General features: G+C 74.6%; 20 protein-coding genes. 7 read left to right on the top strand and 13 right to left on the bottom strand.

The features are described 5' to 3' along the window. Window positions 1-13: 13 nt before the first annotated feature. The 4 genes from ABTW87_RS09010 (at window position 14) to ABTW87_RS08995 (ending at window position 5,055) form a co-directional block, all read left to right on the top strand. Window positions 14-3,589 carry a sensor histidine kinase gene (locus ABTW87_RS09010; protein ID WP_350650022.1) on the top strand — a complete coding sequence of 1,192 codons (3,576 nt, stop codon included), beginning with the start codon at window positions 14-16 and terminating at the stop codon, window positions 3,587-3,589. Next, window positions 3,586-3,990 (top strand): roadblock/LC7 domain-containing protein, encoded by a 405-nt coding sequence (locus ABTW87_RS09005; protein WP_067370442.1) that lies wholly within the window; start codon window positions 3,586-3,588, stop codon window positions 3,988-3,990. Before ABTW87_RS09010 ends, ABTW87_RS09005 begins: the two co-directional genes overlap by 4 nt. A gap of 95 nt (window positions 3,991-4,085) precedes the next feature. Beyond that, complete coding sequence (locus ABTW87_RS09000) at window positions 4,086-4,463, top strand: DUF742 domain-containing protein (RefSeq protein WP_130321596.1); 378 nt, start codon at window positions 4,086-4,088, stop codon at window positions 4,461-4,463. Window position 4,464: 1 nt separating this feature from the next. Then, window positions 4,465-5,055 (top strand): GTP-binding protein, encoded by a 591-nt coding sequence (locus ABTW87_RS08995; RefSeq protein ID WP_155328937.1) that lies wholly within the window; start codon window positions 4,465-4,467, stop codon window positions 5,053-5,055. A gap of 291 nt (window positions 5,056-5,346) precedes the next feature. On the opposite strand, the gene ABTW87_RS08990 is transcribed toward ABTW87_RS08995, so the two are convergent. Together ABTW87_RS08990 and ABTW87_RS08985 are read right to left on the bottom strand one after the other, a co-directional pair. Further along, window positions 5,347-7,674: a transposase gene (locus ABTW87_RS08990; RefSeq protein ID WP_350650018.1), complete on the bottom strand. Its 2,328-nt coding sequence runs from the start codon at window positions 7,672-7,674 to the stop codon at window positions 5,347-5,349. Window positions 7,675-7,713: 39 nt separating this feature from the next. After that, complete coding sequence (locus ABTW87_RS08985; protein ID WP_350650016.1) at window positions 7,714-8,652, bottom strand: SatS C-terminal domain-containing protein; 939 nt, start codon at window positions 8,650-8,652, stop codon at window positions 7,714-7,716. Between the two features lie 115 nt (window positions 8,653-8,767). Here ABTW87_RS08985 and ABTW87_RS08980 point away from each other — a divergent pair, with 115 nt between their 5' ends. Next, window positions 8,768-9,109, top strand: a complete 342-nt coding sequence (locus tag ABTW87_RS08980; RefSeq protein ID WP_350650014.1) for a PadR family transcriptional regulator — start codon at window positions 8,768-8,770, stop codon at window positions 9,107-9,109. 12 nt (window positions 9,110-9,121) lie between these two features. Here ABTW87_RS08980 and ABTW87_RS08975 read toward each other — a convergent pair whose 3' ends face one another. The 10 genes from ABTW87_RS08975 to deoC form a co-directional block, all read right to left on the bottom strand. Next, window positions 9,122-9,778 (bottom strand): permease prefix domain 1-containing protein, encoded by a 657-nt coding sequence (locus tag ABTW87_RS08975; protein WP_350650012.1) that lies wholly within the window; start codon window positions 9,776-9,778, stop codon window positions 9,122-9,124. A gap of 81 nt (window positions 9,779-9,859) precedes the next feature. After that, window positions 9,860-11,626, bottom strand: coding sequence for a thiol reductant ABC exporter subunit CydC (gene cydC / locus ABTW87_RS08970; RefSeq protein ID WP_350650293.1), 1,767 nt, complete (start codon window positions 11,624-11,626; stop codon window positions 9,860-9,862). Between the two features lie 164 nt (window positions 11,627-11,790). Beyond that, entirely contained in the window at window positions 11,791-13,467 is a 1,677-nt protein-coding gene (cydD, locus tag ABTW87_RS08965) for a thiol reductant ABC exporter subunit CydD (RefSeq protein ID WP_350650010.1), read from the bottom strand. Then, the gene (locus ABTW87_RS08960; RefSeq protein WP_350650008.1) at window positions 13,464-14,471 is read right to left on the bottom strand and encodes a cytochrome d ubiquinol oxidase subunit II; all 1,008 of its coding nucleotides are present in this window, start codon (window positions 14,469-14,471) and stop codon (window positions 13,464-13,466) included. The genes cydD and ABTW87_RS08960 overlap by 4 nt, the downstream gene beginning before the upstream one ends. A gap of 11 nt (window positions 14,472-14,482) precedes the next feature. Continuing rightward, window positions 14,483-15,730 carry a cytochrome ubiquinol oxidase subunit I gene (locus tag ABTW87_RS08955; protein WP_350650006.1) on the bottom strand — a complete coding sequence of 416 codons (1,248 nt, stop codon included), beginning with the start codon at window positions 15,728-15,730 and terminating at the stop codon, window positions 14,483-14,485. 103 nt (window positions 15,731-15,833) lie between these two features. Beyond that, window positions 15,834-16,739: a M56 family metallopeptidase gene (locus tag ABTW87_RS08950; RefSeq protein ID WP_350650004.1), complete on the bottom strand. Its 906-nt coding sequence runs from the start codon at window positions 16,737-16,739 to the stop codon at window positions 15,834-15,836. Between the two features lie 11 nt (window positions 16,740-16,750). Beyond that, complete coding sequence (locus tag ABTW87_RS08945) at window positions 16,751-17,236, bottom strand: BlaI/MecI/CopY family transcriptional regulator (RefSeq protein WP_350650002.1); 486 nt, start codon at window positions 17,234-17,236, stop codon at window positions 16,751-16,753. 43 nt (window positions 17,237-17,279) lie between these two features. Then, complete coding sequence (locus tag ABTW87_RS08940) at window positions 17,280-18,104, bottom strand: aldehyde dehydrogenase family protein (protein WP_350650000.1); 825 nt, start codon at window positions 18,102-18,104, stop codon at window positions 17,280-17,282. After that, complete coding sequence (locus ABTW87_RS08935) at window positions 18,097-19,527, bottom strand: aldehyde dehydrogenase family protein (RefSeq protein WP_350649998.1); 1,431 nt, start codon at window positions 19,525-19,527, stop codon at window positions 18,097-18,099. The genes ABTW87_RS08940 and ABTW87_RS08935 overlap by 8 nt, the downstream gene beginning before the upstream one ends. 5 nt (window positions 19,528-19,532) lie before the next feature. After that, window positions 19,533-20,492 (bottom strand): deoxyribose-phosphate aldolase, encoded by a 960-nt coding sequence (gene deoC / locus ABTW87_RS08930; RefSeq protein WP_350649996.1) that lies wholly within the window; start codon window positions 20,490-20,492, stop codon window positions 19,533-19,535. A 124-nt stretch (window positions 20,493-20,616) separates the two neighbouring features. Here deoC and upp point away from each other — a divergent pair, with 124 nt between their 5' ends. After that, window positions 20,617-21,249, top strand: coding sequence for a uracil phosphoribosyltransferase (upp, locus tag ABTW87_RS08925; RefSeq protein WP_350649994.1), 633 nt, complete (start codon window positions 20,617-20,619; stop codon window positions 21,247-21,249). Window positions 21,250-21,397: 148 nt separating this feature from the next. Further along, window positions 21,398-22,075 carry a GOLPH3/VPS74 family protein gene (locus ABTW87_RS08920; RefSeq protein WP_350649992.1) on the top strand — a complete coding sequence of 226 codons (678 nt, stop codon included), beginning with the start codon at window positions 21,398-21,400 and terminating at the stop codon, window positions 22,073-22,075. Window positions 22,076-22,128: 53 nt separating this feature from the next. Here the strand turns inward: ABTW87_RS08920 and ABTW87_RS08915 are convergent, their stop codons facing one another. Continuing rightward, window positions 22,129-23,850 (bottom strand): phospho-sugar mutase, encoded by a 1,722-nt coding sequence (locus ABTW87_RS08915; protein ID WP_350649990.1) that lies wholly within the window; start codon window positions 23,848-23,850, stop codon window positions 22,129-22,131. Between the last annotated feature and the right edge of the window lie 14 nt (window positions 23,851-23,864).

Below are 23,864 nucleotides of genomic sequence, written 5' to 3'. Positions count from 1 at the left end.
CGAGGGCGGTGACGTGAGCAAACGGCCAAAGACGGCAGGCTCTTTCCTGTCGCGTCTGCGCCGGCCGGCCGGTCGGCTCCGCGACATGCCGATCTGGTCCAAGCTCGGTCTCATCATGATCGTGCCGACCATCGCCACGGTCGTCGTGGGTACCAGTGGTCTGATCGACCACCTGCAGACGCTGAACAACGCCAACCGGGCCGGTGACCTCAGCGTTCTGGTCGGCCACTCGGGCGACCTGGTGCACCGGCTGCAGGACGAGCGGACCGCGGCGATCCGGCTGCTCGGCCTCAGGCCGAACGCGCCGAAGGAGACGCGCGACGCGCGCCGGGCGACGTACGAAGAGGCGGCGAAGCGGGTCGACGAGGCCAAGGGCCCGTACTCCCGGCAGCGCGCCGAGGTGGAGGACCTGCCCAGCGCCTTCGAGAGCCAGCTGCGCTTCATCGACCGGACCCTGACCGACCTGCCCGGCATCCGGAGCCAGGTGTTGAACGCTCGGCTCGGCCGCGACCAGGCCACGAAGGAGTATGAGCAGCTGCTCGCCGACCTGCTCAACATCCGCGACTCGGCCACGCAGCTCGCCAGCGACACCGAGCTGAGCGACCGGATGCGCGCGGCGACCGCTCTCGCGCGGAACAAGGAGTACATGGCCCAGCAGCGGGACGTGGTCCACGAGGCCATCTTCCAGGGGCAGCTCACCCCGGACCTGCGTAACACCTACATCTCGACCTACACCGGTCAGCTGCAGTGGGAAGAGACCTTCAAGTCGATCGCCGGCCGGGCCGACCAGGAGTACTTCGAGCAGACCGTTGCCGGCCCGGACTCCCGTGAGGCGATCAGCTACAACGGCAACCTGCGCGGTCTGTCCCAGGCCCGGGACCTGTCGGCCGCCGGTTTCACGCCGGACCAGTGGAACAACGCGATGACGGCGTACGCCGGGCTGTTCCGGCAGGTGGAGGCGAGGATCGACGGTGACGCCGTCGCCGTCGCCGACGACATCCGGTCGGACGTGCAGCGCCAGGTCTTCCTGGAGACCGGTCTGCTGCTCAGCATGCTGCTGCTGGCCATCCTCTTCGCGTACCTGGTCGCCCGCTCGATGGCCCGTTCGCTGCGCGACCTGCGCCAGGGCGCCCTCTCGATCGCCCAGTACGGGCTGCCCCAGGCCGTCGCCCGGCTGCGTGACCCCCAGGTCGCCGGCGGTCAGCTCACGCCCGTGCAGCTGGCCAACCAGATCGCCGAGCCGCTGCCGGTGCGCAGCAAGGACGAGTTCGGCCAGGTGACCGAGGCGTTCAACGCGGTCCACCTGGAGGCCGTGCGTACCGCCGCCGAGCAGGCCGCCCTGCGGGCCTCCGTCGCGACCATGTTCGTCAACCTGGCCCGCCGTTCGCAGATCCTGGTCGACCGGCTGATCGGCCACCTCGACCGCCTGGAGCGCGGCGAAGAGGACCCGGACCGGCTGGCCGAGCTGTTCCAGCTCGACCACCTGGCCACCCGGATGCGCCGCAACGACGAGAACCTGCTGGTGCTCGCCGGCGCCGACTCCACCCGCGTGCAGCGGGAGCCGGCCGCCCTGATCGACGTGCTCCGGGCCGCCCAGTCCGAGGTCGAGCACTACACGCGGATCGAGTTCGGCGTCATCGACCGGGACATCGAGGTCGCCGCGCACGCCGTCAACGACCTCGTGCACCTCGTCGCCGAGCTGTTCGACAACGCGACGGCGTTCTCGCCGCCGGACTCGCAGGTCGTCGTCGAGGCGCGCCGCGTCGGCGACCGTGCCTCCCTCTACGTGGAGGACCGCGGCATCGGCATCAGCCCCGACCAGCTGCGGGAGCTGAACGAGAAGCTCGCCACGCCGCCGCAGGTGGACGTGGCGGTCTCCCGGATGATGGGCCTGGTCGTGGTCGCCCGGCTGGCGTCCCGGCACGGCGTCAAGGTGGAGCTGCGTCCCGGTGCCGATCGGGGGACCGTCGCGGACGTGACCCTGCCGACGTCGGTGCTGGTGCCCCGGGTGCTCGCCGGCCGGCCGCAGCCGTCGCCCGCGCTCCCGCCGGCCACCACCGGTCCGGCACCCGCCTTCGGTGCCCTGCCGGCGCTGGGGAACGCCCCGGCCGCGCCGGTCCCGGGCCCGCGCCCCGGCGAGTCCGGCAACCAGGTGACGTTCGGCGGTCGCTCGTTCGACCCCGGTCACCGCAACGGCGCGGGTACGGGCACGCCCGCCGGCGCCGGTGCGGGCCGCGCGATGCCGGCCTGGTCGGACCTCACCGGAGCCACCGCGGTGAACGGCGTCAACGGCGCTGACACCTACGCTCCGCGCACCTCGAACGGGCAGCCGGTCGATCCACTGCCGCAGCGGCGCAACCCGGGCGACCCGGGGACCACCGGGCAGCAGCCCGGGATCCCGCGCCAGCTGCCCAGCAGCCCGGAGGCCCACCCGTACGCGCCCCCGCAGGTCCCGCCGGTGTCGGCTCCGCCGGTGCCGCCGGTCTCCGCGCCGCCGATCCCGTACTCCGGTCCGCCGGTCTCCAGCCCGCCGACGTCGGGCATGCCGGTCTCCTCGTCGCCGGTGTCGGCCTCCCCGGTCTCCGGGCAGCCGATCTCCGCGGCGCCCGCGTCCGGCCAGCCGTACGCCACGCCGCTGCCGCAGCGTCCGGTCTCCGCCACGCCGGCGGCCCCGAACAACCCCGTTCCGCCGGCCTGGCCGCCGGTTTCGGGCGCGACGCGGGACACCACGGCCCCGGCGGTGCCGGAGCGGGTCGCCGCGGCGCTGGACATGACCACCGAGCTGCCCCGCGTGGCACGGCCGGCCGAGCACCCGGGCACGCCGGCCCCGCACCAGGCCGGCCCGTCGCAGACCAGCTCCGCCGTTCCGGCGCCGGTGACCCGGCCGACGCCGGCCACGCCGCCCGCCGTCGCCCGCCCGACCACGCCGCAGCCGGCCCAGAACCGGCAGCGGTACGCGGACGAGACGATGGAGCTGCCGATCTTCCGGGAGCTGGAGTCGGCCTGGTTCCGCACCCGCCGGCCCGGTCCGGAGGAGGCGGCGAAGGCGAAGGGGGCCGCGACCAACGGCGGCGCCGCGACCCAGCAGTTCGCCAAGGTCGACGCGGCCACCCAGCAGACACCACCCGCGACGACAGGTAACGCACCGATGGCAGAAACCCCGACGACCGGTGGCGCCCCGCGCCGCAGCGGCTCGACGGCGAACGGGAACGGCGCTCCCGCCGACGGGTTGGCTCAGCGGCGAGCGCCGGCCGGCAACGGCTGGCAGACCGCCGCCGACGACGGTTGGCGGGCGGCCTCGGCGGCCAGCGAGGTGCCGGTGTCGGCGACCACCAACACCGGTCTGCCGAAGCGCACGCCGATGGCGCAGCTGGTGCCGGGCGCCGTGGAGAAGCCCACGACGTCGGTGCAGCGGCGTACGCCTGAGTCGGTTCGTGGCCTGCTCTCCGCCTACCACCGCGGTGTCCAGCGTGGGCGTAGCCACCCCGACAGCAACCCGACCAGCCCGGAGGCGACTCCGGGTGGGCAGTCCTCGCAGTCTGGCTCAGGCCCGGTGGCCGGGAGCGGGCAGAAGGAGCAAGAAGGATGACAACTACGCAGGATCTCGGTTGGCTGCTCGCCAACTTCGCCGACCGGGTGCCCGGAGTCGCGCACGCGGTCGCCGTGTCGGCGGACGGCCTGCTTCTCGCGTCCTCGCGGGACCTCCCGCGGGACCGGGCCGACCAGCTGGCCGCGATCGCGTCCGGTCTGGTCAGCCTCACCCAGGGCGCGGCCCGCTGCTTCGAGGGCGGCGCGGTGCTCCAGACGGTGGTCGAGATGGACAACGGCTTCCTGTTCCTCATGTCCATCTCCGACGGATCGTCGTTCGCGGTGCTCGCCGCACGCAGCTGCGACGTCGGGCAGGTCGGTTACGAAATGGCCCTCCTGGTCGACCGGGTGGGCGACGCGTTGACCCCGCAGCCGCGTGCGGCTGCGGGCATGCTGGGCTGACGTTCCGCTGACCGTGCGGTCGGCGGGGCAACGACGACAAAGAGGGGTTCGGCCGGCGCGAGCCGGCATCGGGTGCGAAGGAGGTGAGCGGCGACATGGCCGATCGTGACGAACCAACCGGCGCGTTGGTCCGTCCATACGCCGTGACCCGCGGTCGTACCCGCCCCCGACTCGACATCGCGATGGAAGCGCTCGTCGAGACGACGGTGCGCGGCCGGGCCGCTGCCAACGGCAACGGCGGTCAAGGCCGCGAACACCAGTACATCGCCGCGCTGTGTGACGGACGTGTGCAGTCGCTTGCCGAGATCGCGGCGCGGATGCAACTCCCGCTCGGTGTGGCCCGGGTGCTCATCGCCGACATGGCGACGGACGGCCTGGTCGCGGTCCACGAGCCGACCATCCTGGACGACTCGGACGACGCGGTGGGCACTGAACTGCTGGAGAGGGTGCTGAGTGGACTTCGCAGGCTCTGACATGTCGCGCCCGCCGACCGCGAGCGGGCGCGTGACGTCGGCGAAGATCGTTATCGCCGGTGGATTCGGCGTCGGTAAGACGACGCTGGTCGGCTCGGTCTCGGAGATCACGCCGCTGACGACGGAGGCGATCATGACCTCCGCGAGCGTGGGCGTCGACGACAACCGGCAGGTGCCGGGGAAGACGACCACGACGGTGGCCATGGACTTCGGCCGGATCACGATCGACCGGGACCTGATCCTGTACCTGTTCGGTACGCCCGGTCAGACCCGGTTCTGGTTCATGTGGGACGAGCTGGTCCGCGGTGCCATCGGTGCGGTCGTGCTGGTCGACACCCGCCGGCTCGCCGACTGCTTCGCGGCGATCGACTTCTTCGAACACCGGCGGCTGCCGTACCTGGTGGCCATCAACTGCTTCGACGGAATGCAGTACCACGACCCGCAGGACGTCCGGGACGCGTTGGCGATCTCCAGCGACGTGCCGGTGGTGGCGTGCGACGCCCGGAACCGGGAGTCCACGAAGCACGTGCTGATCTCGCTTGTCGAGTACGTGCTCACCATGCGCCGCTCGCGCGCCGTCGCGCGGGCCTGATCGACGCCGGTAGCGCCCGGCGGTGGCCTCGGCCGCCGCCGGGCGCGCCGTGCTGTCCGGAGTCCGGCATCCCATGCGGGCCAGGCGAGCGCCCGCCCGCTGCCCGCGTCGGCCTACCCGCCCGCTGCCCGCGTCGGCCTACCCGCCCGCGACCGGAACGCCCCGACGAGACTGGCCCGCACCGCCCAGAACCTTCCTGGCGGCCTACACACGAAGAGACCCCCGGGGGGAGCCCGGGGGCCTCTTCGTCGTCTCTCGGTGGCCCTCAGGGCCACGAACGGGTGTGGACGGTCAGGACCGGTAACCGGCCGAGCGGTACTCGTACTCCCGGTCGTCCTCGCGGTCCCCGCTGTCGCGGGTGAAGTCCCAGCCTCCGGCGGACTCCCGGCCCGGGCGACCGCCGACCGCGAAGCCGCCGATCTCCTGACCCCGACGCCAGCCACGGAAGTAGCCGGTGGTGTTCTCCGCGAGGCTGGCTGCGTCCCGCACGATCCGCAGTGGACGCTCGTCGCGCAGCGGCGAGCCGGGCACGAGGTTCGCCTGGGGCACGCGCTTGGGCAGGCCGGCGGACGTCTCGGCGCCGACCGCGGGCTTCGCGGCCTGCTCGGCCGCCTGCCAGCCGCTGTCGTTCAGCGAGGACCAGTCCAGGTCGGAGCTCTCGGTGTGACCGACGAACCACGCCGACTTCGCCTGGGCGAAGATGAGCAGGTCCCCGTCCCCGTCGTCAGGGACCGGCGGGGGGCGGTGCTCTACCGGCGGCGCCGGCCGTTGCTCCGCCGCCGGACGCTCCAGGCGCCCCCGGCCGTTGCGGGGTTCGTCGCCGTCGACCAGCCGGAGCGACGGCGACTCGAGGTGCGGGTCGGTCGCCGGAACGGACCCGTTGCGCAGCGCCCGGTCGGCCAGCGGCGGCGGCTCGACCAGCCGCAGCATCGGCGGCTCCTGGGGCAGGTCGTCGGCGAGCCAGGGCGGGGTGACCCGGCGTTCCTTGCCGGGATCGGTCGGGGCGTCGACACCGCGACCGCCGTACGAGCCGACCACCGGGTTGCGCGCCGAGCTGTCGGCCGGATCCTGCGGGTGGTTCACCAGCGGCCAGTTGGCGCGTGAGCCCGGGGCGGCCGGCTCCTGGCCGGGACGCGGGGTGGGGACCGGAACGCTGATCTCGGTGGCGCTGAAGCCGCCGGTGGGCGCCGGGGGCTCGCTCGTGGTCTTGGGCCGGGGCGGGATGACGGTGCGCTGCCGCTCGGCGCGGGCGCTCTGGATCGCCGCCGTCGTCAGCGTCGGCCGGAACGGCTCACCGGCCTCGGCGGGTGGGATCGCACCGCGCTGCGCGGGGGCGATCGGCGTGATGCCCGGCGGCGGGGGCGGCGGGGACGAGATCGGCCGGTTCGTCGGCCCGTCGATGCGGCTGGGCAGGGCCTCCGGCCGGGACGGGGGTGCGGAGACCGGGGGACCGGCGGCGGCCGCCGGCGCGACCGGGCGTGGTGCCACCGGTGGGGGTGTCATCGGCGCCGGCGCGACCGGCGGCGGGGCGACCGGCCGGGGCGCCGGGGGCGTGGTCTGGCCCGCGACGGGCTCCGGGCGAGGCCGTCGGGCGCCGGCGGCCGGGCGTGCGGGCTCGGCCGGTCGGACGGCGCGCAGCGGCATGCCGCCGGCGGCGTTGGCGAGGTCGTCGACCTGTTCGCCGCGGTGGGCAGCCGCGCGACGGCCGGCAACCGGAGCGCTGACCCGGTCGCTGAGCGCGCCGACCAGCGCGTCGCACCCGGCGTCACAGGCCCGGACCGACGCGACGGCCTGGCGGACCGTCTCGGACACGGCCGAGGTGAGGGCCCGGTTGACCGCGGCACGGCGGGGCGTCTCGGAGATGGCGACCCGCAGGGCGGTCACCGCCGCGTCGACCTCGTGGGGGTCGGCGACGCCGTCGGCCGTGAGATCCGCGGCGACCCGGTCGGCGGTGTTGTCGCGGCCCCGTCCGGCGCCACCGAGCATCCCGGGCTCGGGTAGGGCGTCCAGGACGGCCAGCGCCACCGGCTCGGCCGGGTCCGGGTAGGCCCGCAGCGCCGCCGGGTACAGCTCACGCAGCACCTCGCGGAGAGCGACGGCGGCCGAGTGCCGGCCGTTGGCGAGGGCGGCGTGCGCGGCGAGCACCTGCTTGTAGCCGGCCAGGTCCCGGGGCGCGGGAAGGGTGACGGCGGAGAGCGCGCCGGCCTGCAGGGCGCGGGCCAGACCGACCGCCCGGCGCTCGGCCGGCGGCGACTGCATCTCCTCGAGGGAGTCGTCGTCGGCGAACCGCTCGGCGAAGTCGTCCACCGAGTCGTCGTCGGCGATCGCGAGGGGGCGCCCGGCCGCGCTGAGCAGCGACGTGACGGTGTGGTCGTCGCTGTCCGCGGCGATCGCCGCACCGCTCGGCCCGCCCGACCGCTCCACGAGCAGCGAGACCAGCTGGGCGTAGCCAGCGGGGTCGTCACCGATCTCGCAGACATGCAGCAGGCGGCCTGCGTCGTCGACCACAGCGGACGTCAGCGTCGAACCGGCCGCTGCCGGTCGGTCGGCCGGATCCGCCGAGGCCAGACCGCAGTACACGCGCACGAGCGCCACGGCGTCGTCCTCCTCCCGGGACACAGGTCTTCTCTGCCAGAGACTGATGCTCCCTGGTACGGGTCAGTCGCGCCAGTCCACGACGGCAGAGATCTTGCCGACAATGGTGCGCCAACCCAGACTTGCGGTTTGTGCCCCGATTTTCTTCAACCGGCGGCGGCCGAGGAATCCGCCGATCCCCCCGTTGACAGACGCCCGGAGAGCCTCATCCAGGTCGTCGAGACTGGAACCGGCGGAGAGCATGTCGAGCACGGCGGGTAGCCGCAGGGCGTACGACAGGTCACGAGCGATCTCACCGGCTTCGATGAGCAGCGTGGGGTCCCACGCGTCGTGCCCGCCCCGCAGGTTCTCCACGACCAGGTCGAGCTCGTAGATGTCCTCGTCGAGCGGCGCGATGTCGGCCGGTTCCACCCGTTCGGACAGTTCATTCCAGCTGTCCAGTTGGGACAGGTCGTTGGGAGCGCCGGAACGGACGAAACTGACCAGGGACTCCGGTGTCTTGAAGAGCAGCAGCCGACCCTTGTGGCTCAGGAAGACCGGCACCTCCTCGTCGCCCGGCTCCTCGTCGGCCGCCTCGGACTCGTCCGCCGACTCGTCCTTGCCGCCGCGCCGGCCCCCGCCGGCCTCCTCCTCGTCGCTCTCGGCGAACTCCTGGGCGACCTCCTCGTCGAGGATGACGACCGTCTCGTCGTCCTCGTCCTCCTCGGTCACCACCTGGCGGCGGGCGAGGAAGGGGTCGTCCTGGTCGCGCTCCTCGACGTCGGTCGGGGTCAGCTCCCGCGCCGGCCGGTACGCCCGCAGGGTGTAGCCGGTGCCGGCGGGCAGGGCGATCTCCACCGGGTCGATCCGCAGCTCGTCCCAGAGCGCGCGGGCGGCCTCGGCCGACGCGGTTGCGGTGCCGGACTCGGCTTCGGCTTCGGCGTCGAGCTCGGGCTCGTCGGCGTCGGGCCGTTGAGGCGACTGGCGGGCCACGCTGACCTCCGTGTGCTTCGGGCTGCCCACCCGCCGGACTCAGCCGGCGAGTGACTACGCGCACATACCCTAGTGGGCGATCCTGGAGTCGCGGCGCCCGCACCCCGGTGGCGATTCGGTCGGCCGACAAGTAGCGTTGCTACACATGAAGGCCCAGGCGCTGCACGGACACCTCGACGCACTGCTGCTCGCCGTGCTCGAGCAGGGGCCGTTGCACGGCTACGCGATCATCGAGGCGTTGCGCACCCGCAGCGAGGGTCACCTCGACCTGCCCACCGGAACCATCTATCCGGCGCTGCGGCGGCTGGAGCGGGCCGGTCACGTGGCGAGCACGTGGAGCACGGTCAACGGTCGGGAGCGGCGGACGTACCAGCTCACCGACGCGGGCCGTCGGGCACTGGCCGGCGAGCGCTCCGGGTGGCGCTCGTTCAGCACCACCGTCGGCCGGTTCCTCGACGCCGACACGCCCCCGAGCGCGCCGGCCTGACCTCCGTCGAGGTCAGCGCACCGCGTGCACCCAGCACCGGACAGCGCTGCCCAGCCAGAGGAAGCCCACGGTCACCACCACCGCACCGACGATCATCGGCGGCCAGGTCAGCGCGGCGTCCCACAGTCCCACGGACCAGCCGAAAACGGCCGCTCCGACGAGCGCACCAAGGGCGAGCACGCCGGTGAGGCCGGCCCCCACCAGCCGGTCCACCAGCCGGTTGCGGCGGGTGGCACCGGCCACCAGCACGCCAAGACCGCCGAGCACCGCCGCGACCAGCCAGAGCCAGTCCAGCGAGGCCGCCAGGAGCAGGTAGCCCTCGGGCGGCCGGGGTCCCTCGCTCCAACTGGCGCCGTACCAGGTGAGGTCGCCGACGGCGATGCTGGCGGCGGCCACGGCGAGCACCCGCCAGGAGAGGCCACGCAGCGCGCCGACCGCCAGTTCGGCCTGGTAGGCCGGGGCGAGCTGCGCCGGTGAGCCGAACTCGGCCACCGCCCGGCGACGGGCCTCCGCGGCCGGCAGGCCGTCCTCCCGGTACGCCTCGACGGCGTCCAGCAGCCCGTGCCGCGCCTCGGTCAACAGGTCGGCCTTCAGCCGCCTCGGCCCGCGCAGCCGCTCACCGAGGGCGCGCAGCCGCTCCTCCACCATCACGTCGTCGCCGCCCCGCATGGCCCCACCCTGCCACGTGTGGCGGTTCCGCGTCGTCCGGGACATCCCTGGGCGGACCCGGATCCGCGGTTCCGACCCCGGTCAGGGCAGCGGGCCGAGGGCGAGGTAGCCGCGCTCGGCGGCCTCCTGCAGCAGCCACTGGTCCCGGTACCAGCCCGGGGCGGCGACCAGGTCGGCGTGCCGGCCGCGCTGGACCACCCGCCCCGCGTCGAGCACCACGATCTCGTCGAACCCGGCCAGCCCACGCAGCCGGTGGCTGATCAGCAGCACGGAGCGCCCGCCCGGGGTGGCGGCCAGCACGGACCCGAGCACGGCGTCCGCCGCCGCCGGGTCGAGCCCCTCGGTGGGCTCGTCCAGTACGAGCACCGGCGGCGCGGCGAGCAGCGCCCGCGCCAGGGCGAGACGTTGCCGCTGGCCGCCGGAGAGCTGTCCGCCCTCCTCGCCGACCACGGTGTCCCAGCCGTCGGGCTGCTCGCGTACCCAGTCCCGCAGGCCGGCGGCCTCGGCGGCCGCGGCCAGCTCGTCCTCGCCCGCGCCGGGGCGCCCGAGCAGCAGGTTCTCCCGGACGGTGGCGTGGAAGACGTACGCCTCGGCGAGCAGGCCCCCGACGTACCGGGGCAGGGTCTCCTCGGGGTACGCGGAGACGTCCCGCCCGTCCAACGTCACCCGCCCGGTGGTCGGGCGTACCGCGCCGGTCAGCACGGCGGCGAGCGTGCTCTTGCCGGCGCCGCTCGGCCCGACCACGGCGACCCGCCGCCCGGGCGGCAGGTCCAGGCGGAACCGGTCGAGGGCGGGCGGGGCGCCGGGGCGGTACCGGACGGTGACGTCGGAGAACCGGACCTCGGGGGTCGCCGGGGCCGGACCGGTGGCGGGTGCCGCCGGGGCCGGAACCTCCGCCAGCAGTGCGGCCACCCGGGTCAGGCCGGCGCGCAGGCCGGTCCACTGGCGGGCGGCACCGACGAGTGCGAGCGCCACCTCGACGGCGGCCAGCGTGCCGACGGCGAGTACGCCCACCAGCACGCCGTCCACACCGGCGGCCAGGCCCGTGAGCACCACCGCCCCGGCGGTCGCCCCGGCCACCAGCACGCCCAGCGCGTCGACCGCGAACCCGGTGGCGGCGAGTCGCCGCTCGACGCGGGCCAGCCGGCCGGCGCGGGCCGTGGCCGCGTCCAGCGCCTCGCCGGTGGCGCCGAAGGCGGCGAGATCGGCGGCACCGTGGGTGAGGTCGACGGCGTCGGTGGCCAGTGCGCCGCGCAGCGGCGCCAGCTCGGCGGCGGCGCGCCGGGTCAGCCTGGTGGCCAGGGCCGGCAGCGCGACACCGGCGACCAGCAGGCCGAGTGCGAGTGCCCCGGCGGCGGCCGGGGAGACCAGCGCCGCCGCGGCCACGGCCACCACGCTCACCAGCCCCGCCGCGGCGGCCGGCACGAGAACCCGCAGCAGCAGGTCCTGCACCGCCTCCACGTCCGAGACCAGCCGGCTCAACGCGTCGCCGGACCGCTGCCCGGCGGAGTCCCGGCGGGCAGCCAGGGCCGCGAACACCCGGGCGCGGACGTCGGTGACCAACCGCAGCACCGCGTCGTGCCCGGCCAGGCGTTCGGTGTAGCGGAGCACGCCCCGCCCGATGGCGAGCGCGCGGACGGCGACGATCGCCACGGTCAGTCGGTCCAGCGGTGGCTGGCCGGCGGCGGTCATCAGCAGCCACGTCGCCGTGGCCATCAGGGCCAGCGCGGCGAACTCGGTGGCGGCGGCGAGCAGGCCCGCGCCGAGCAGCCGGTTCAGGTACGGGCGGGCCAGCCGCAGCACGACCCGCTCCGGCGCGCCGCCGGACGGACGGGCCTCCGGGGGCAGCGGCCCCGCACCCGGCCCGGCGGGTGCGTCCGCGCCGACGGCCGGCAGCGGGCCCGCCGCCTCCTCGACGGCGTCGACGCGGGCGGCGGCCGTGCGAGCGTCGCCCGGCGTCCCGGGGAAGCTCCGGGGGCCGGCCGCTCCGGCCGTCGGATCGTCGGGGTCGGTCACGAGGTCGCCTTCCCGGCGGCGGTCGGGGTGAGTTCGGTGACCCGCCCGTCGGCGACGCGCAGGATGCGGTCGGCGTCGGCGAGCAGCGCGGGGCGGTGCGCGACAAGCAGTGCCGTCCGGCCGGACACCAGCGTGCGGGTGGCGTCGAGGACGGCCGCCTCGCTTGCCGAGTCCAGCCGGGCGGTCGGTTCGTCGAGCAGCACCACCGGGGCGTCCCGCAGGAAGGCGCGGGCCAGCGCCACCCGTTGCCGCTGGCCGCTGGAGAGGCCCTGCCCCCGTTCGCCGAGGACGGTGGCCAGCCCGTCGGGCAGCGCGTCGACGACGTCGTCCAGCGCGGCGTCCCGGACCGCGCCGGCCAGGGCGGCGTCCGGTGTGTCGGGGGCGCCGAGGCGGATGTTGTCGGCCAGCGACGCGGCGAAGAGGTGGGCCCGTTGCGGGACCCAGGCGAGCTGCCGGCGCCAGGCGTCCAGATCGGCGTCGGCCAGGTCCACGCCGCCGACGGTGACCCGGCCGGTGGTGGGCGCGACGAAGCCGAGCAGCAGGTTCAGCAGGGTGCTCTTGCCGGCGCCGCTCGGCCCGACGACGGCGATCCGTTCGCCCGGCCGGACGGTCAGCGTGACGTCGCGGAGGGCGGTGGTGCGGTCGTACGCGACGGTCACACCCTCGAACCGGATCTCACCGCGCCCGTCCGGCACGGGTCGGTCCGCACGGGCGCCGGTGGCCGGCGCCCCGGCGGCGAGCGTGAGCGCCTCGTCCAGCGCGGTGAGGCCCTCCATGCTGGCGTGGAAGCGGCTGCCGGCCGCGCGCAGCGGCAGGTACGCCTCCGGGGTGAGCAGCAGCACCAGCAGCGCGGTCTGCAGGGTCAGCCCGCCGCCGAGCAGCCGGACACCCACCGGCACCGCGACCAGCGCCACGGAGAGGGTGGCGACCAGCTCCAGCACCAGGGCGGAGAGGAACGCGATGCGCAACGTGCGCATGGTCGCCACCCGGTGCCCGTCGGCCATCCGGCGGACCGCCTCGGTCTGCGCCCGCGCCCGCCCGAAGGCCCGCAGCGTGGGCAGCCCCGCCACCATGTCCAGGAAGTGCCCGCCGAGCAACGACAGCCGTCGCCACTGGCGTTCGGTCGCGGCCTGCGCCTGCCAGCCGAGCAGCGCGCCGAAGATCGGGATGAGCGGCAGCGTGACCGCGATGATGAGGGCCGAGCTCCAGTCGGCGAGGAAGATCCGACCCAGCACGGCCACCGGCACGGTGACGCTGAGCACGAGCTGGGGCAGGTAGCCGGTGAAGTAGGCGTCCAGCGCGTCCAGCCCCCGGCCGGCCAGGGTGGCGAGCTGCCCGGTCCGCTGCCCCGCGACCCAGGCCGGCCCGTGCCGCCCGACCGCGTCGAGCAGCTCGACCCGCAGCGCCGCCTTGACCGTCGCCGCGACCCGGGCCGACACCGTGCCCTGCGCCCACACGAGCAGGGACCGGGCGGCGACCGCCGCCAGGAACCCGGCCAGCGCGGGCCGGTCCAGCCGCCCGTCGAACGCCGTCGCGAGCAGCGCCGCGAGCGCCGTCGCCTGGGCCACCACCAGACCCGCGGCGAGCACGCCGAGCAGCGCGAGCACGGCGAGGTCGCGCCGGGCCGCGGGGACCCGACGCAGCAGACGCGGGTCGAAGGGGCGGCGGTTCACCAGTACACCGGTGCCCTGCCGTCGGTCCGTCCCCGGAACACCCACCAGCACATCGCCTGAAAGCCTAGTAGGGCCGGCAGCAGCGGTAGCGTCAGCCATCCCAGCAGCCGCAGGGTGGGCGCGCTGGCGGCCGCGTCGGCCACGGTCAGGGACGCCGCGGGATCGACCGTGGAGACCAGCGCGTACGGCCAGAGGGTCGCCCCGACCAGCGCCACCGGCACCGCGAGGGCCGTGGCGGTGGCGGCGAACGCCAGGCCCGGCCGCCGCCGGGCGAGCGCCGCCCGGGCCGCCAGCACCGCCGCGACCAGCAGTGCCAGCAGGAGTACGCCCACCGCCGGGCGCTGGGCGGCGGCGCGTACCCGGTCGGAGAGCAGGCCCACGACGGCGACCGCGCCGACCGCGGCGAGGGCCATCGGGACCAGCCGGCCGGCCAGCCGCGCCATCGGCTCGGCGTCGGCGGCCGGCAGGCGGAGGGCGAGGAAGGTCGCGCCGTGCAGGGCGACGAGGGCGACAAGGGCGAGGCCGGTGGCGGCCACGAAGGGCGTGCCGAGGTGGGTCACCCCGGCGACGTGCCCGTCGGCGTGCAGCGGTACGCCCTGGAGCAGTCCGCCGAGCACCGCGCCCCAGCCCAGCGCGGCGAGCAGGCTGCCGGCGACGACCACCCGGTCCCAGGTGGCGCGGGCCCGGTCGCTCGCCGGCCGGCTCCGTAGCTGCACCCCGGCGGTCACCAGGATCACCCCGGCGAGCGCGCCGACGACCGCCGGGTAGAGGCCGGACAGCAGCTCGCCCTCCAGGACGGGGAACGCCCCGAAGAGGATGCCGACGGCGGCCACCAGCCAGACCTCGTTGCCGAGGAAGAAGGGGCCGAGAGCGTTGAGGGTCTGCCGGCGGTGGGCCGGGTCGGTGCGGCGGGCGAGCAGCAGCCCGACGCCGTAGTCGTAGCCGCCAAGCACGAGGTAGGTGGCGAAGAAGGCGCCGAGCAGCGCGTACCAGGCGAGTTCCACGGTCGTCTCCCTCAGGCGAAGGCGGGTTCGGGGCGGGGGTCGGCCGGCTGCTCGGGCCGGCGGCCGAGAGCGGGATCGGCGGCGCCCCGGGCGGCGTGCCGGGCGAGCAGCACCCAGTTGGTGCCGGCGAGGGCGCCGAGCAGCAGGGTGAAGCCGAGGTAGGAGACGAGCATCAACCCCGGGCCGACGCCGGAGACGGCCTGATCGGTGGGGAGCAGCCCGTACGCCACCCAGGGCTGCCGGCCGACCTCGCGGGCGAGCCAGCCGAGGATCACCGCGACGAAGGGCAACGGCAGGGCGATCAGCAGCAGCCAGAGCGGAACGCGGAGCCGGATGATCCAGTCCCGCCAGAGCAGCGGCAGGAGCAGCCACAGCGTGCCGAGGCCGAAGCCGATGAGGATCATGAACCCGAGCCCGACGTCCGCCAGCGCCGGTGGGGTGTAGTCACCGGGGCCGAACCGTGCCGTCCACTCGGCGACCAGGGCGTCCGCCGCCGGGCTGCCGCCGAACTTGGTCGGCTGCACCTCGCCGACCGGGCCGAACTGGGCGAAGCCGAACCCCTGCACAAGGGTGATCGACAGCGTGGCGACGACCAGGCCGATCCGCAGGCCGGTGCGGTGCAGGGCGAAGTCCGGGGTGCGGCGCAGGAGGTGCCAGGCGCTCACCGCGGCCATCAGCATCCCGCCGACGAGCAGGGCCGCCGCGACCACGTGCCCGAGCGCCATGCCGAGGCTCGGGTTGGTCAGCAGGGCGGAGAAGTCGGTCAGGTGGGCGATCCCGTCACGGACCTCGTACCCGACCGGGTTCTGCAGCCAGGAGTTGGCGACCATGATCCAGAAGGCCGAGGCGTAGGCGGTGATCGCCACCCCGTAGAGCAGGGCCAGGTGGACGCCGCGGCGGAGCCGGTGCCAGCCGAAGATCCACATGCCGAGGAACGTCGACTCGAGGAAGAACGCGACGAGCGTCTCGATGGCGAGCGGTGCCCCGAAGACGTTGCCGACGTACCGCGACAGCCCGCTCCAGTTCAACCCGAACTGGAACTCCATCACGATGCCGGTGGCGATGCCGAGCACATAGTTGATCACGTAGAGCTGGCCCCAGAAGCGGGTCAGCCGCTCGTAGACCGGCTTGTCGGTGAGCACCCATGCCGTCTGCAGGCCGACCAGCAGCGTCACCAGGCCGAGCGTGACCACGACGAAGAGAAAATGGATCGAGGCCGTCGTGGCGAACTGGAGGCGGGCGAGGAGCAGGGTGTCCAAGGGGCGGCCCTCCGGGCGGACGGGTGCGTCTATCGGAGCGAGCCTACACGTAGCCTGTCTACATATGCCGCCCGCCGGGTGCGCCGAGCGCGGGGGCGCCCGGTCAGCTCAGGAACAGCGAGACGGGCAGGGCGGCCAGGGTGGTCGTCACGCTCAGCGCCGCGGCGCCCACCAGCCGGGGCGGCCGCCCCGACTCCAGCAGGCGCTGCACCCGTACGTCGAGATCCCGGTCGCCCATCCCCAGCGCGCCGGCCGGGGTGATCCGGTTGCCGGCGGCGGCGAACCGGCGCAGCGCGCCGGCCAGGGACGCCTCCGCGTGCAGTGCGCGGGCCTTGTCGTCGGCGCGCATCTCGACCAGGAGGGCGACCCGCTCGTGCGCGTCCCGCACCCACTGGAACCAGGGCAGGGCCCGGCAGAGCGCGGTGAACGGCAGCAGCACCAGATCGTGCCGCTCCTGGGCGTGCGCCCGCTCGTGGGTGAGCACGGCCGCCAGCTCGGCCCGATCCAGCAGGTCGAGCGTGCCGGCGCTGACCACGACCCGGGGCTTCACCCCCGGCAGGCAGTACGCCGCCGCGCTCGGATGGTCGAGCACCAGGGCACCGGGCACGGTCGGGTCCCGGCGCGCGACAAGCGCGAGCAGGTCGCGGTGGCGTCGCTGGGCGCGCACGGCGGCGTACAGGCTGCGGACGGTGGTGGTCAGGAGCACCGCCCCGATGCCGAAGCCGACGCCGACGAGCCCGAGCTGGACCGCGCCCACCTCCGCCGGCAGGGTGCCGTGGCTCAGGTCCGTGGCGAGCGCCCACAGGGCGCTGCCGGTCGGCAGGCCGTACGCGGCGAGGCCGAGCGCGATCGGCAGGCCCATCGCGGAGAGGCCGACAGCCAGGCCGACCGCCTGCCAGCAGAGGATCGCCACCCGGGGGCTGCGCCAGGGCCACGTCGAGCGGGCCAGCACCTGTGCGGTGAGCCAGCAGGCCAGCACCGACACGCCGAAGTGCATCGCGTAGGCCATGCCCGCCCGCCCTACCGGTCCGCTGCCTCGTCGGCCCGGTGCGCCCGCGCGGCCCGGTCCGCCGCCGGCGGATCGACCCGGTCGACGAGCGTTCCCGCGCCGCTCCGCTCGGGCGGGGTGGCGGTGTCGGTCAGCCCCGCCTCCGCGCTCAGCGCGGCGCGCAGCACCTCCGCCTCGGTTCCGGTGACCGACCGGGCGAAGCGCACCAGAGCGGCGTCCCGGCTGCCGCCGAGATCGAGCGCGTCGAGCATGAGCTGCGCGATGTGCGCCTCCCGGCTCGCGGCGGCCCGGTACCGCCAGGCCCGTCCCTCGCGTTCCCGCTGCACCATGCCCTTGCCGGCGAGCCGGTCCAGCACCGTCATCACCGTCGTGTACGCCAGCTCACGCCCGGCGAGGGCGTCGGCGACCTCCCGCACGGTGACGCCGCCCGACGTGGCGGGGACCGAGTCCCACAGCACGTCCATCACCGCACGTTCGAGATCACCGAGCCGAGTCACGCGCCAATCCTACCCCGCGTAGTAGAGCCCGCGGCGCAGCCGGTCAGACCCCCTTCGGATGCCAGACCGTCTTCGTCTCCAGCAGCGCCGTCATCCGGGTGATGCCCGGGTCGGCGGACCAGTCGTGGCCGGCGGCAGCGGGGCGGAGCACCCGCTTCAGGTTCTCCGCCGCCTTGACCTCCAGGTCGGCGGCCAGCCCGGCGTCGCCGACGCCGGACAGGTCGATGGCGTTGACGTCCATGTGGCTCGCGAGCGTCGGCACGGTCTCCGACAGCCGGCCGGTCAGGATGTTCACCACCCCGCCGGGCAGGTCGGAGGTGGCCAGCACCTCGGCCAGGGTCACCGCCGCGAGCGGGGCCGCCGGCGAGGCCGCCACCACCACCGTGTTTCCGGTCACGATCGCCGGGGCGATCACACTGACCAGGCCGAGCAGCGCCGGCGCCTCCGGGGCCACCACGGCCACGACGCCGGTCGGCTCGGGCGCCGACAGGTTGAAGTACGGGCCGGCGACCGGGTTCGCGCCGCCGTACACCTGGGCCAGCTTGTCCGACCAGCCGGCGTACCAGACCCAGCGGTCGACGGCGGCGTCCACCTCGTCGCCCGGTACGCCCAGAGCCACGAACTGCTCGCGGCGGCCCTCCAGCATCTCGGCGGCCCGGTAGAGGATCTGGCCCCGGTTGTACGCCGTCGCGCCGGCCCACCCCTTCACGGCGGCCCGGGCGGCGACCACGGCGTCCCGTGCGTCCTTGCGGGAGGCCAGGGAGACATTCGCGTCCTGCACGAGATACGACCGTCCCGATTCGCTGCGCGGGAACTTCCCGTCGATGAAGAGCTTGTACGTCTTGCGTACCGCGACCCGCTCAGACATTGAGGTACGCCTCCAGCCCGTGCCGGCCGCCCTCGCGACCGTAGCCCGACTCCTTGTAGCCGCCGAACGGCGAGGTGGGGTCGAACTTGTTGAACGTGTTGGCCCACACCACGCCGGCGCGGAGCCGGTCGGCCAGCCACAGGATCCGGGAGCCCTTGTCGGTCCAGATCCCGGCGGACAGCCCGTACGGCGTGTTGTTGGCCTTCTCGACGGCCTCCGCCGGCGTGCGGAAGGTCAGCACGGACAGCACCGGGCCGAAGATCTCCTCCCGGGCGATCCGGTGGGCCTGGGTGACCCCCGTGAAGATCGTCGGCGCGAACCAGAAGCCGCGGTCGGGCAGCTCGCACGGCGGCGACCAGCGCTCGGCGCCCTCGGCGGAGCCGGCGTCGGACAACTCCCTGATACGCGCCAGCTGGGCCGCCGAGTTGATCGCGCCGATGTCGGTGTTCTTGTCCAGCGGGTCGCCGACCCGCAGCTGGGCCATCCGCCGCTTCAGCGACTCCAGCACCCGGTCGGCGACGGACTCCTGGATCAGCAGCCGGGAGCCGGCGCAGCAGACGTGCCCCTGGTTGAAGAAGATGCCGTTGACGATGCCCTCGACCGCCTGGTCGACCGGGGCGTCGTCGAAGACGATGTTGGCGGCCTTGCCGCCCAGCTCCAGGGTGAGCTTCTTGCGGGTGCCGGCCACGGCGCGGGCGATGGCCCGGCCGACCTCGGTGGAGCCGGTGAAGGCGACCTTGTCCACACCGGCGTGCTCGACCAGGGCCCGGCCGGTGTCGCCGGCGCCGGTGACGATGTTGACCACACCGGCCGGCAGGTCGGCCTGCTGGCAGATCTCGGCGAAGAGCAACGCGGTCAGCGGAGTCGTCTCGGCGGGCTTGAGCACCACCGTGTTGCCGGCGGCGAGCGCCGGGGCGATCTTCCAGGCCAGCATCAGCAGCGGGAAGTTCCACGGGATGACCTGCGCCGCCACACCGAGCGGCTTCGGGTCGGGACCGAAACCCGCGTGACCGAGCTTGTCCGCCCAGCCGGCGTAGTAGAAGAAGTGCGCGGCGACCAGCGGGATGTCGACGTCCCGGGACTCCTTGATCGGCTTGCCGTTGTCGAGGGACTCCAGCACCGCCAGTTCGCGGGAGCGCTCCTGGATGATCCGGGCGATCCGGAACAGGTACTTGGCCCGGTCCCGGCCCGGCATCGGGCCCCACACCTTCTCGTACGCGGCGCGGGCCGCGCGGACCGCCCGGTCGACGTCACCGGCGCCGCCCTCGGCGACCTCCGCGAGGACCTCCTCGGAGGCCGGGTTGATCGACTTGAACGTGCCGCCGTCGGTCGGGTCGACGAACTCACCGTCGATGAAGAGCCCGTACGAGGGCTTGAGGTCCACCACCGAGCGCGACTCGGGGGCGGGGGCGTATTCGAACATCACGCTCAGTCCAGGGTGAAGTAGTCGGGACCGGCGTAGACACCGGTGGTCAGCTTGGTGCGCTGCATCAGCAGGTCGTTGAGCAGGCTGGAGGCGCCGAAGCGGAACCAGTCCGGGTCGAGCCAGTCCGGGCCGACGGTCTCGTTGACCATCACCAGGTACTTGATGGCGTCCTTTGTGGTCTTGATACCGCCGGCCGGCTTCACGCCGACCTGCCGCCCGGTGGCGGCGCGGAAGTCGCGGACCGCCTCCAGCATCACAAGCGTCACCGGCGGGGTGGCCGCGACCGGCACCTTGCCGGTGGAGGTCTTGATGAAGTCGCCGCCGGCCAGCATCGCCAGCCACGAGGCGCGCCGGACGTTGTCGTACGTGGCCAGCTCGCCGGTCTCCAGGATCACCTTGAGGTGGGCGTCCCCGCAGGCCTCCTTGGTGGCCACGATCTCGTCGTAGACCTCCTGGTAGCGGCCGGCCAGGAACGCGCCCCGGTTGATCACCATGTCGATCTCGTTGGCACCCGCCTCGACGGCGGCCCGGGTGTCGGCGAGCTTGACCTCCAGCGGCGCCTGGCCCGACGGGAAGGCGGTCGCCACGCTGGCCAGGTGCACGCCACTGCCGCGCAGCACCTCGGCAACGTACGGGACCATCGCGGGGTAGACGCAGACGGCGCCGACGTGCGGGCAGGACGGGTCGGCCGGGTCGGGGCGCAGGGCCTTGGCGGCGAGCGCCCGCACCTTGCCCGGGGTGTCGGCCCCTTCGAGGGTGGTCAGGTCGACCATCCGGATCGCCAGGTCGATCGCCTGGGCCTTGGCCGTGGTCTTGATGGAGCGGGTGCCGAGCTGTGCCGCCCGCTGCTCCGCGCCGACCTGGTCCACGCCGGGCAGGCCGTGCAGGAAGGTCCGCAGAGCGGTCTCGGATCGTCCCAGCTCGGAGAGGTCCGACCGGGCCGACGTCGCTGTCGCCGTCATGACCCGAAGTCTACGCACGCAGCCGTCGCGTGATCTTGGTCACGGCCCGGCTGCGCGTGAGCGGAGTCGCCGGTCCGGCCACAGCGGCGGTGTCCCCGGCGGCGGGCGGGTAGGTTGAGCGACCGTGGACGTACTCGTCATTGACCACCCGCTCGCCCAGTCGCGGCTGACCGCCATGCGCGACGCCCGGACCGACTCGGCCGCGTTCCGCGCCGCGCTGCACGAACTCACCACCATGCTGGTGTACGAGGCCGCGCGCTCCTTCCCCGTCGAGCGGTACCCGGTGCAGACCCCGGTCACCGGCACCGAGGGCACCCGGCTGGCGAACCCGCCGCTGCTGGTGCCGGTGCTGCGGGCCGGCCTCGGCATGGCCGACGCCGCGCTCGGCCTGCTGCCGGAGTCGTCGATGGGCTTCGTCGGGCTGGCCCGCGACGAGGAGACCTTCGAGCCCCGCGCGTACATGGAGTCGCTGCCCCGGGACCTCGCCGGCCTGCCGGTGCTGGTGCTCGACCCGATGCTCGCCACCGGCGGCTCGCTGGAGCACTGCTGCCGGCTGCTCGCCGACCGGGGGTGCGTCGACATCACCGTGCTCTGCGTGCTCGCCGCGCCCGCCGGCATCGAGCGGCTCGAGCGCTCCGGCCTGCCACTGCGCCTGGTCACGGCGTCGATCGACGAGGGCCTCAACGACCGCAAGTTCATCGTCCCCGGCCTCGGCGACGCCGGCGACCGCCAGTTCGGCGGCATGCCCCGCTTCTGACCCGCCGCGCCGCGGGGAGGCGATCATGGAGTTGTGGTGGGTGACAAGCTGCGCGAACCGCCCGTGACCCGGCACCACAAGTCCATGATCGGCGAGGGCTGGGCGCGTCCGGACCCCGCAGGTGCGAGGAGGCGCTAGCGTCCGGGCCATGACTGGTGTTGCGCTCGCCGAGGAATTGCTTCTGCTCGCGTACGACGACGAGACGGGCCGGGCGACCATGCCCCGGATCAGCCTCGACCTGGGCATGGCCGCGGCGGTGCTGATCGAGCTGGCGCTGGCCGGGCGGATCGCGTACGCCGAGGGGAACGTCACGGTGCTCGACCCGACGCCGACCGGCGAACCGGTGACCGACGCCGTGCTGGCGAAGATCGCCGCCGACACCCCGCACAGCCCCTCCTCCTGGGTGCAGCGGCTGCGGCACGGCCTGCGTGACCGGATCCTCGGCGACCTGTGTCGCCAGGGTGTCGTGCGGGACGTGGACGAGACCGAGCTGGGCTTCATCCACGTGCACCGCTACCCGGTGGTCGACCCGTCGGTCGAGGCGGACACCCGCCGCCGGCTCGCCGAGGCGCTGACCGGCTCGGTGGCCCCCGACGAGCGGACCGCCGCGCTGGCCACGCTTGTCGCGGTGCTGCGGATGGAACCGGCGCTGGGGGTGAGCGGGGCGGCCGCCGCCGACGCCCGGCGGCGGCTGACCGAGATCGCCAGCGGCGCCGGGTTCTCCGGCGAGGTCAGCCTGGAGGACTCGGTGGTCCGCCCGTCCGTCGCGCTTGTGGTGAGCGCGCTCGGCCACGCCGTCGACGCGGCGCTCGGCCCCCGCCCCTGAGGTGTTAACAAGGGGCCCTTCCTCTACCGCAGGCGTTAACAGGGGGCCCTTCCTTACACCCCCAGCGCGGTGGCGATCTCGGCGCGCAGGGTGGCGACGGCCTGCGCCGCGCGGGTGCGGGCCGCGGCCACCTCGCCCTCCGCGACCGGCTCCACCACCTCCAGATACGCCTTGAGCTTCGGCTCGGTGCCGGACGGGCGGATCACCACGCGGGCGGCGGCGCTGCGCAGGATCACCACGTCCGCCTCGGGGAGCAGATCCCGCGATTCGGTGAGCGGCTGCCCGAGCAGCGTGGTCGGGGTGGCGGCGCGGACGCGGGCCATCATCTCGGCGATCATCCGCAGGTCGTCGACGCGTACCGAGAGCTGGTCGGTGTGGTGCACGCCGAACTCGGCGGCCAACTCGTCCAGCCGGTCGGTGAGCGTGCGCCCCCGCGCCTTGAGCCCGGCCGCCAGTTCGGCCACGGTCAGCGCGGCGGTGATCCCGTCCTTGTCCCGGACGTGGTCGGGCGCCACGCAGTAGCCGAGCGCCTCCTCGTAGCCGAAGACCAGCGGCGCGGCCCCGCCGCCCGCCCGCACGATCCACTTGAACCCGGTCAGCGTCTCGTCGTACGGCAGGTCCCGGGCGGCGCACATCGCGCGCAGCAGGGACGAGGACACGATCGTGGTGGCGTACAGGCCGGTGACGCCGCGGCGCATCAGGTGGTCGGCGAGGAGGGCGCCGACCTCGTCGCCGCGGAGCATCCGCCATCCCGGCGCGCCCCCGCCGGTCCCGGGGCCGGCGACCTCGCCGGAGGCGCTAGCCGCCGGGCCGGTCTCGCGCACCACCACCGCGCAGCGGTCCGCGTCCGGGTCGTTGGCGATCGCGATGTCGGCGCCGGTGGACTCGGCCAGGGCGGTCAGCCGGTCGACCGCGCCGGGCTCCTCCGGGTTGGGGAAGGAGACGGTGGGGAAGGCCGGGTCCGGCTCGGCCTGCTCGGGCACGATCCCGGGGACGGGGAAGCCGGCGTGGGCGAAGGCCGCCGTGAGCACCGCCGCCCCGACCCCGTGCAGCGGGGTGTACGCCACGGTCAGGTCGCGCGGGCCGTCCGGGTCGATCACACCGGCGGCCTGCTGCACGTACGACGCCACCAGGTCGTCGCCGAGCACCGTCCCGGCCGGGCCCAGCGGTACCTCGGCCAGCGGGCCGACCGCCCGGATGGCCGCCTCGATCCCGGCGTCGGCCGGCGGCACGATCTGCGCGCCGGCGCCCAGTTCGCCGCCGAGCCCGGCGCCCAGGTAGACCTTGTAGCCGTTGTCCTGCGGCGGGTTGTGGCTGGCGGTCACCATCACTCCGGCGACCGCGCCGAGCCGTCGCACCGCGTACGCGAGGACCGGGGTGGGCAGCGGCCGGGGCAGCAGCACGGCCGGGCGTCCCGCGCCGGTGGCGACCTGCGCGGTCCGTTCGGCGAAGGCGCGGGAGCCGTGCCGGGCGTCGTACCCGATCACGAGCGGGCCGCTGCCACCCTGCGCCGCGAGCCAGGCGACCAGGCCGGCGGCGGCCTGCGTGACCACCGCGAGGTTCATCCCGTTCGGGCCGGCGCGCAGCGGGCCGCGCAGGCCGGCCGTGCCGAAGGTCAGCGGGCCGGCGAAGCGGTCGGCCAGCTCCGGGGCGCTGGCCGGCAGCCGGTCGAGCACCGCCTTCAGCTCGGCGCGGCTGGCCTGGTCCGGGTCGTCGTCGAGCCAGCGCCGGGCCTGCTCGCGGAGGTCGTTGATGTCAGTGGTGTCCGCCGGCATGCCTCTTGATAGCA

It is taken from the genome of Micromonospora sp. NPDC126480 (genome assembly GCF_040302465.1).
In the GTDB taxonomy this organism is placed as follows: domain Bacteria; phylum Actinomycetota; class Actinomycetes; order Mycobacteriales; family Micromonosporaceae; genus Micromonospora.
This window is presented reverse-complemented; position numbering and strand designations above follow the sequence as displayed.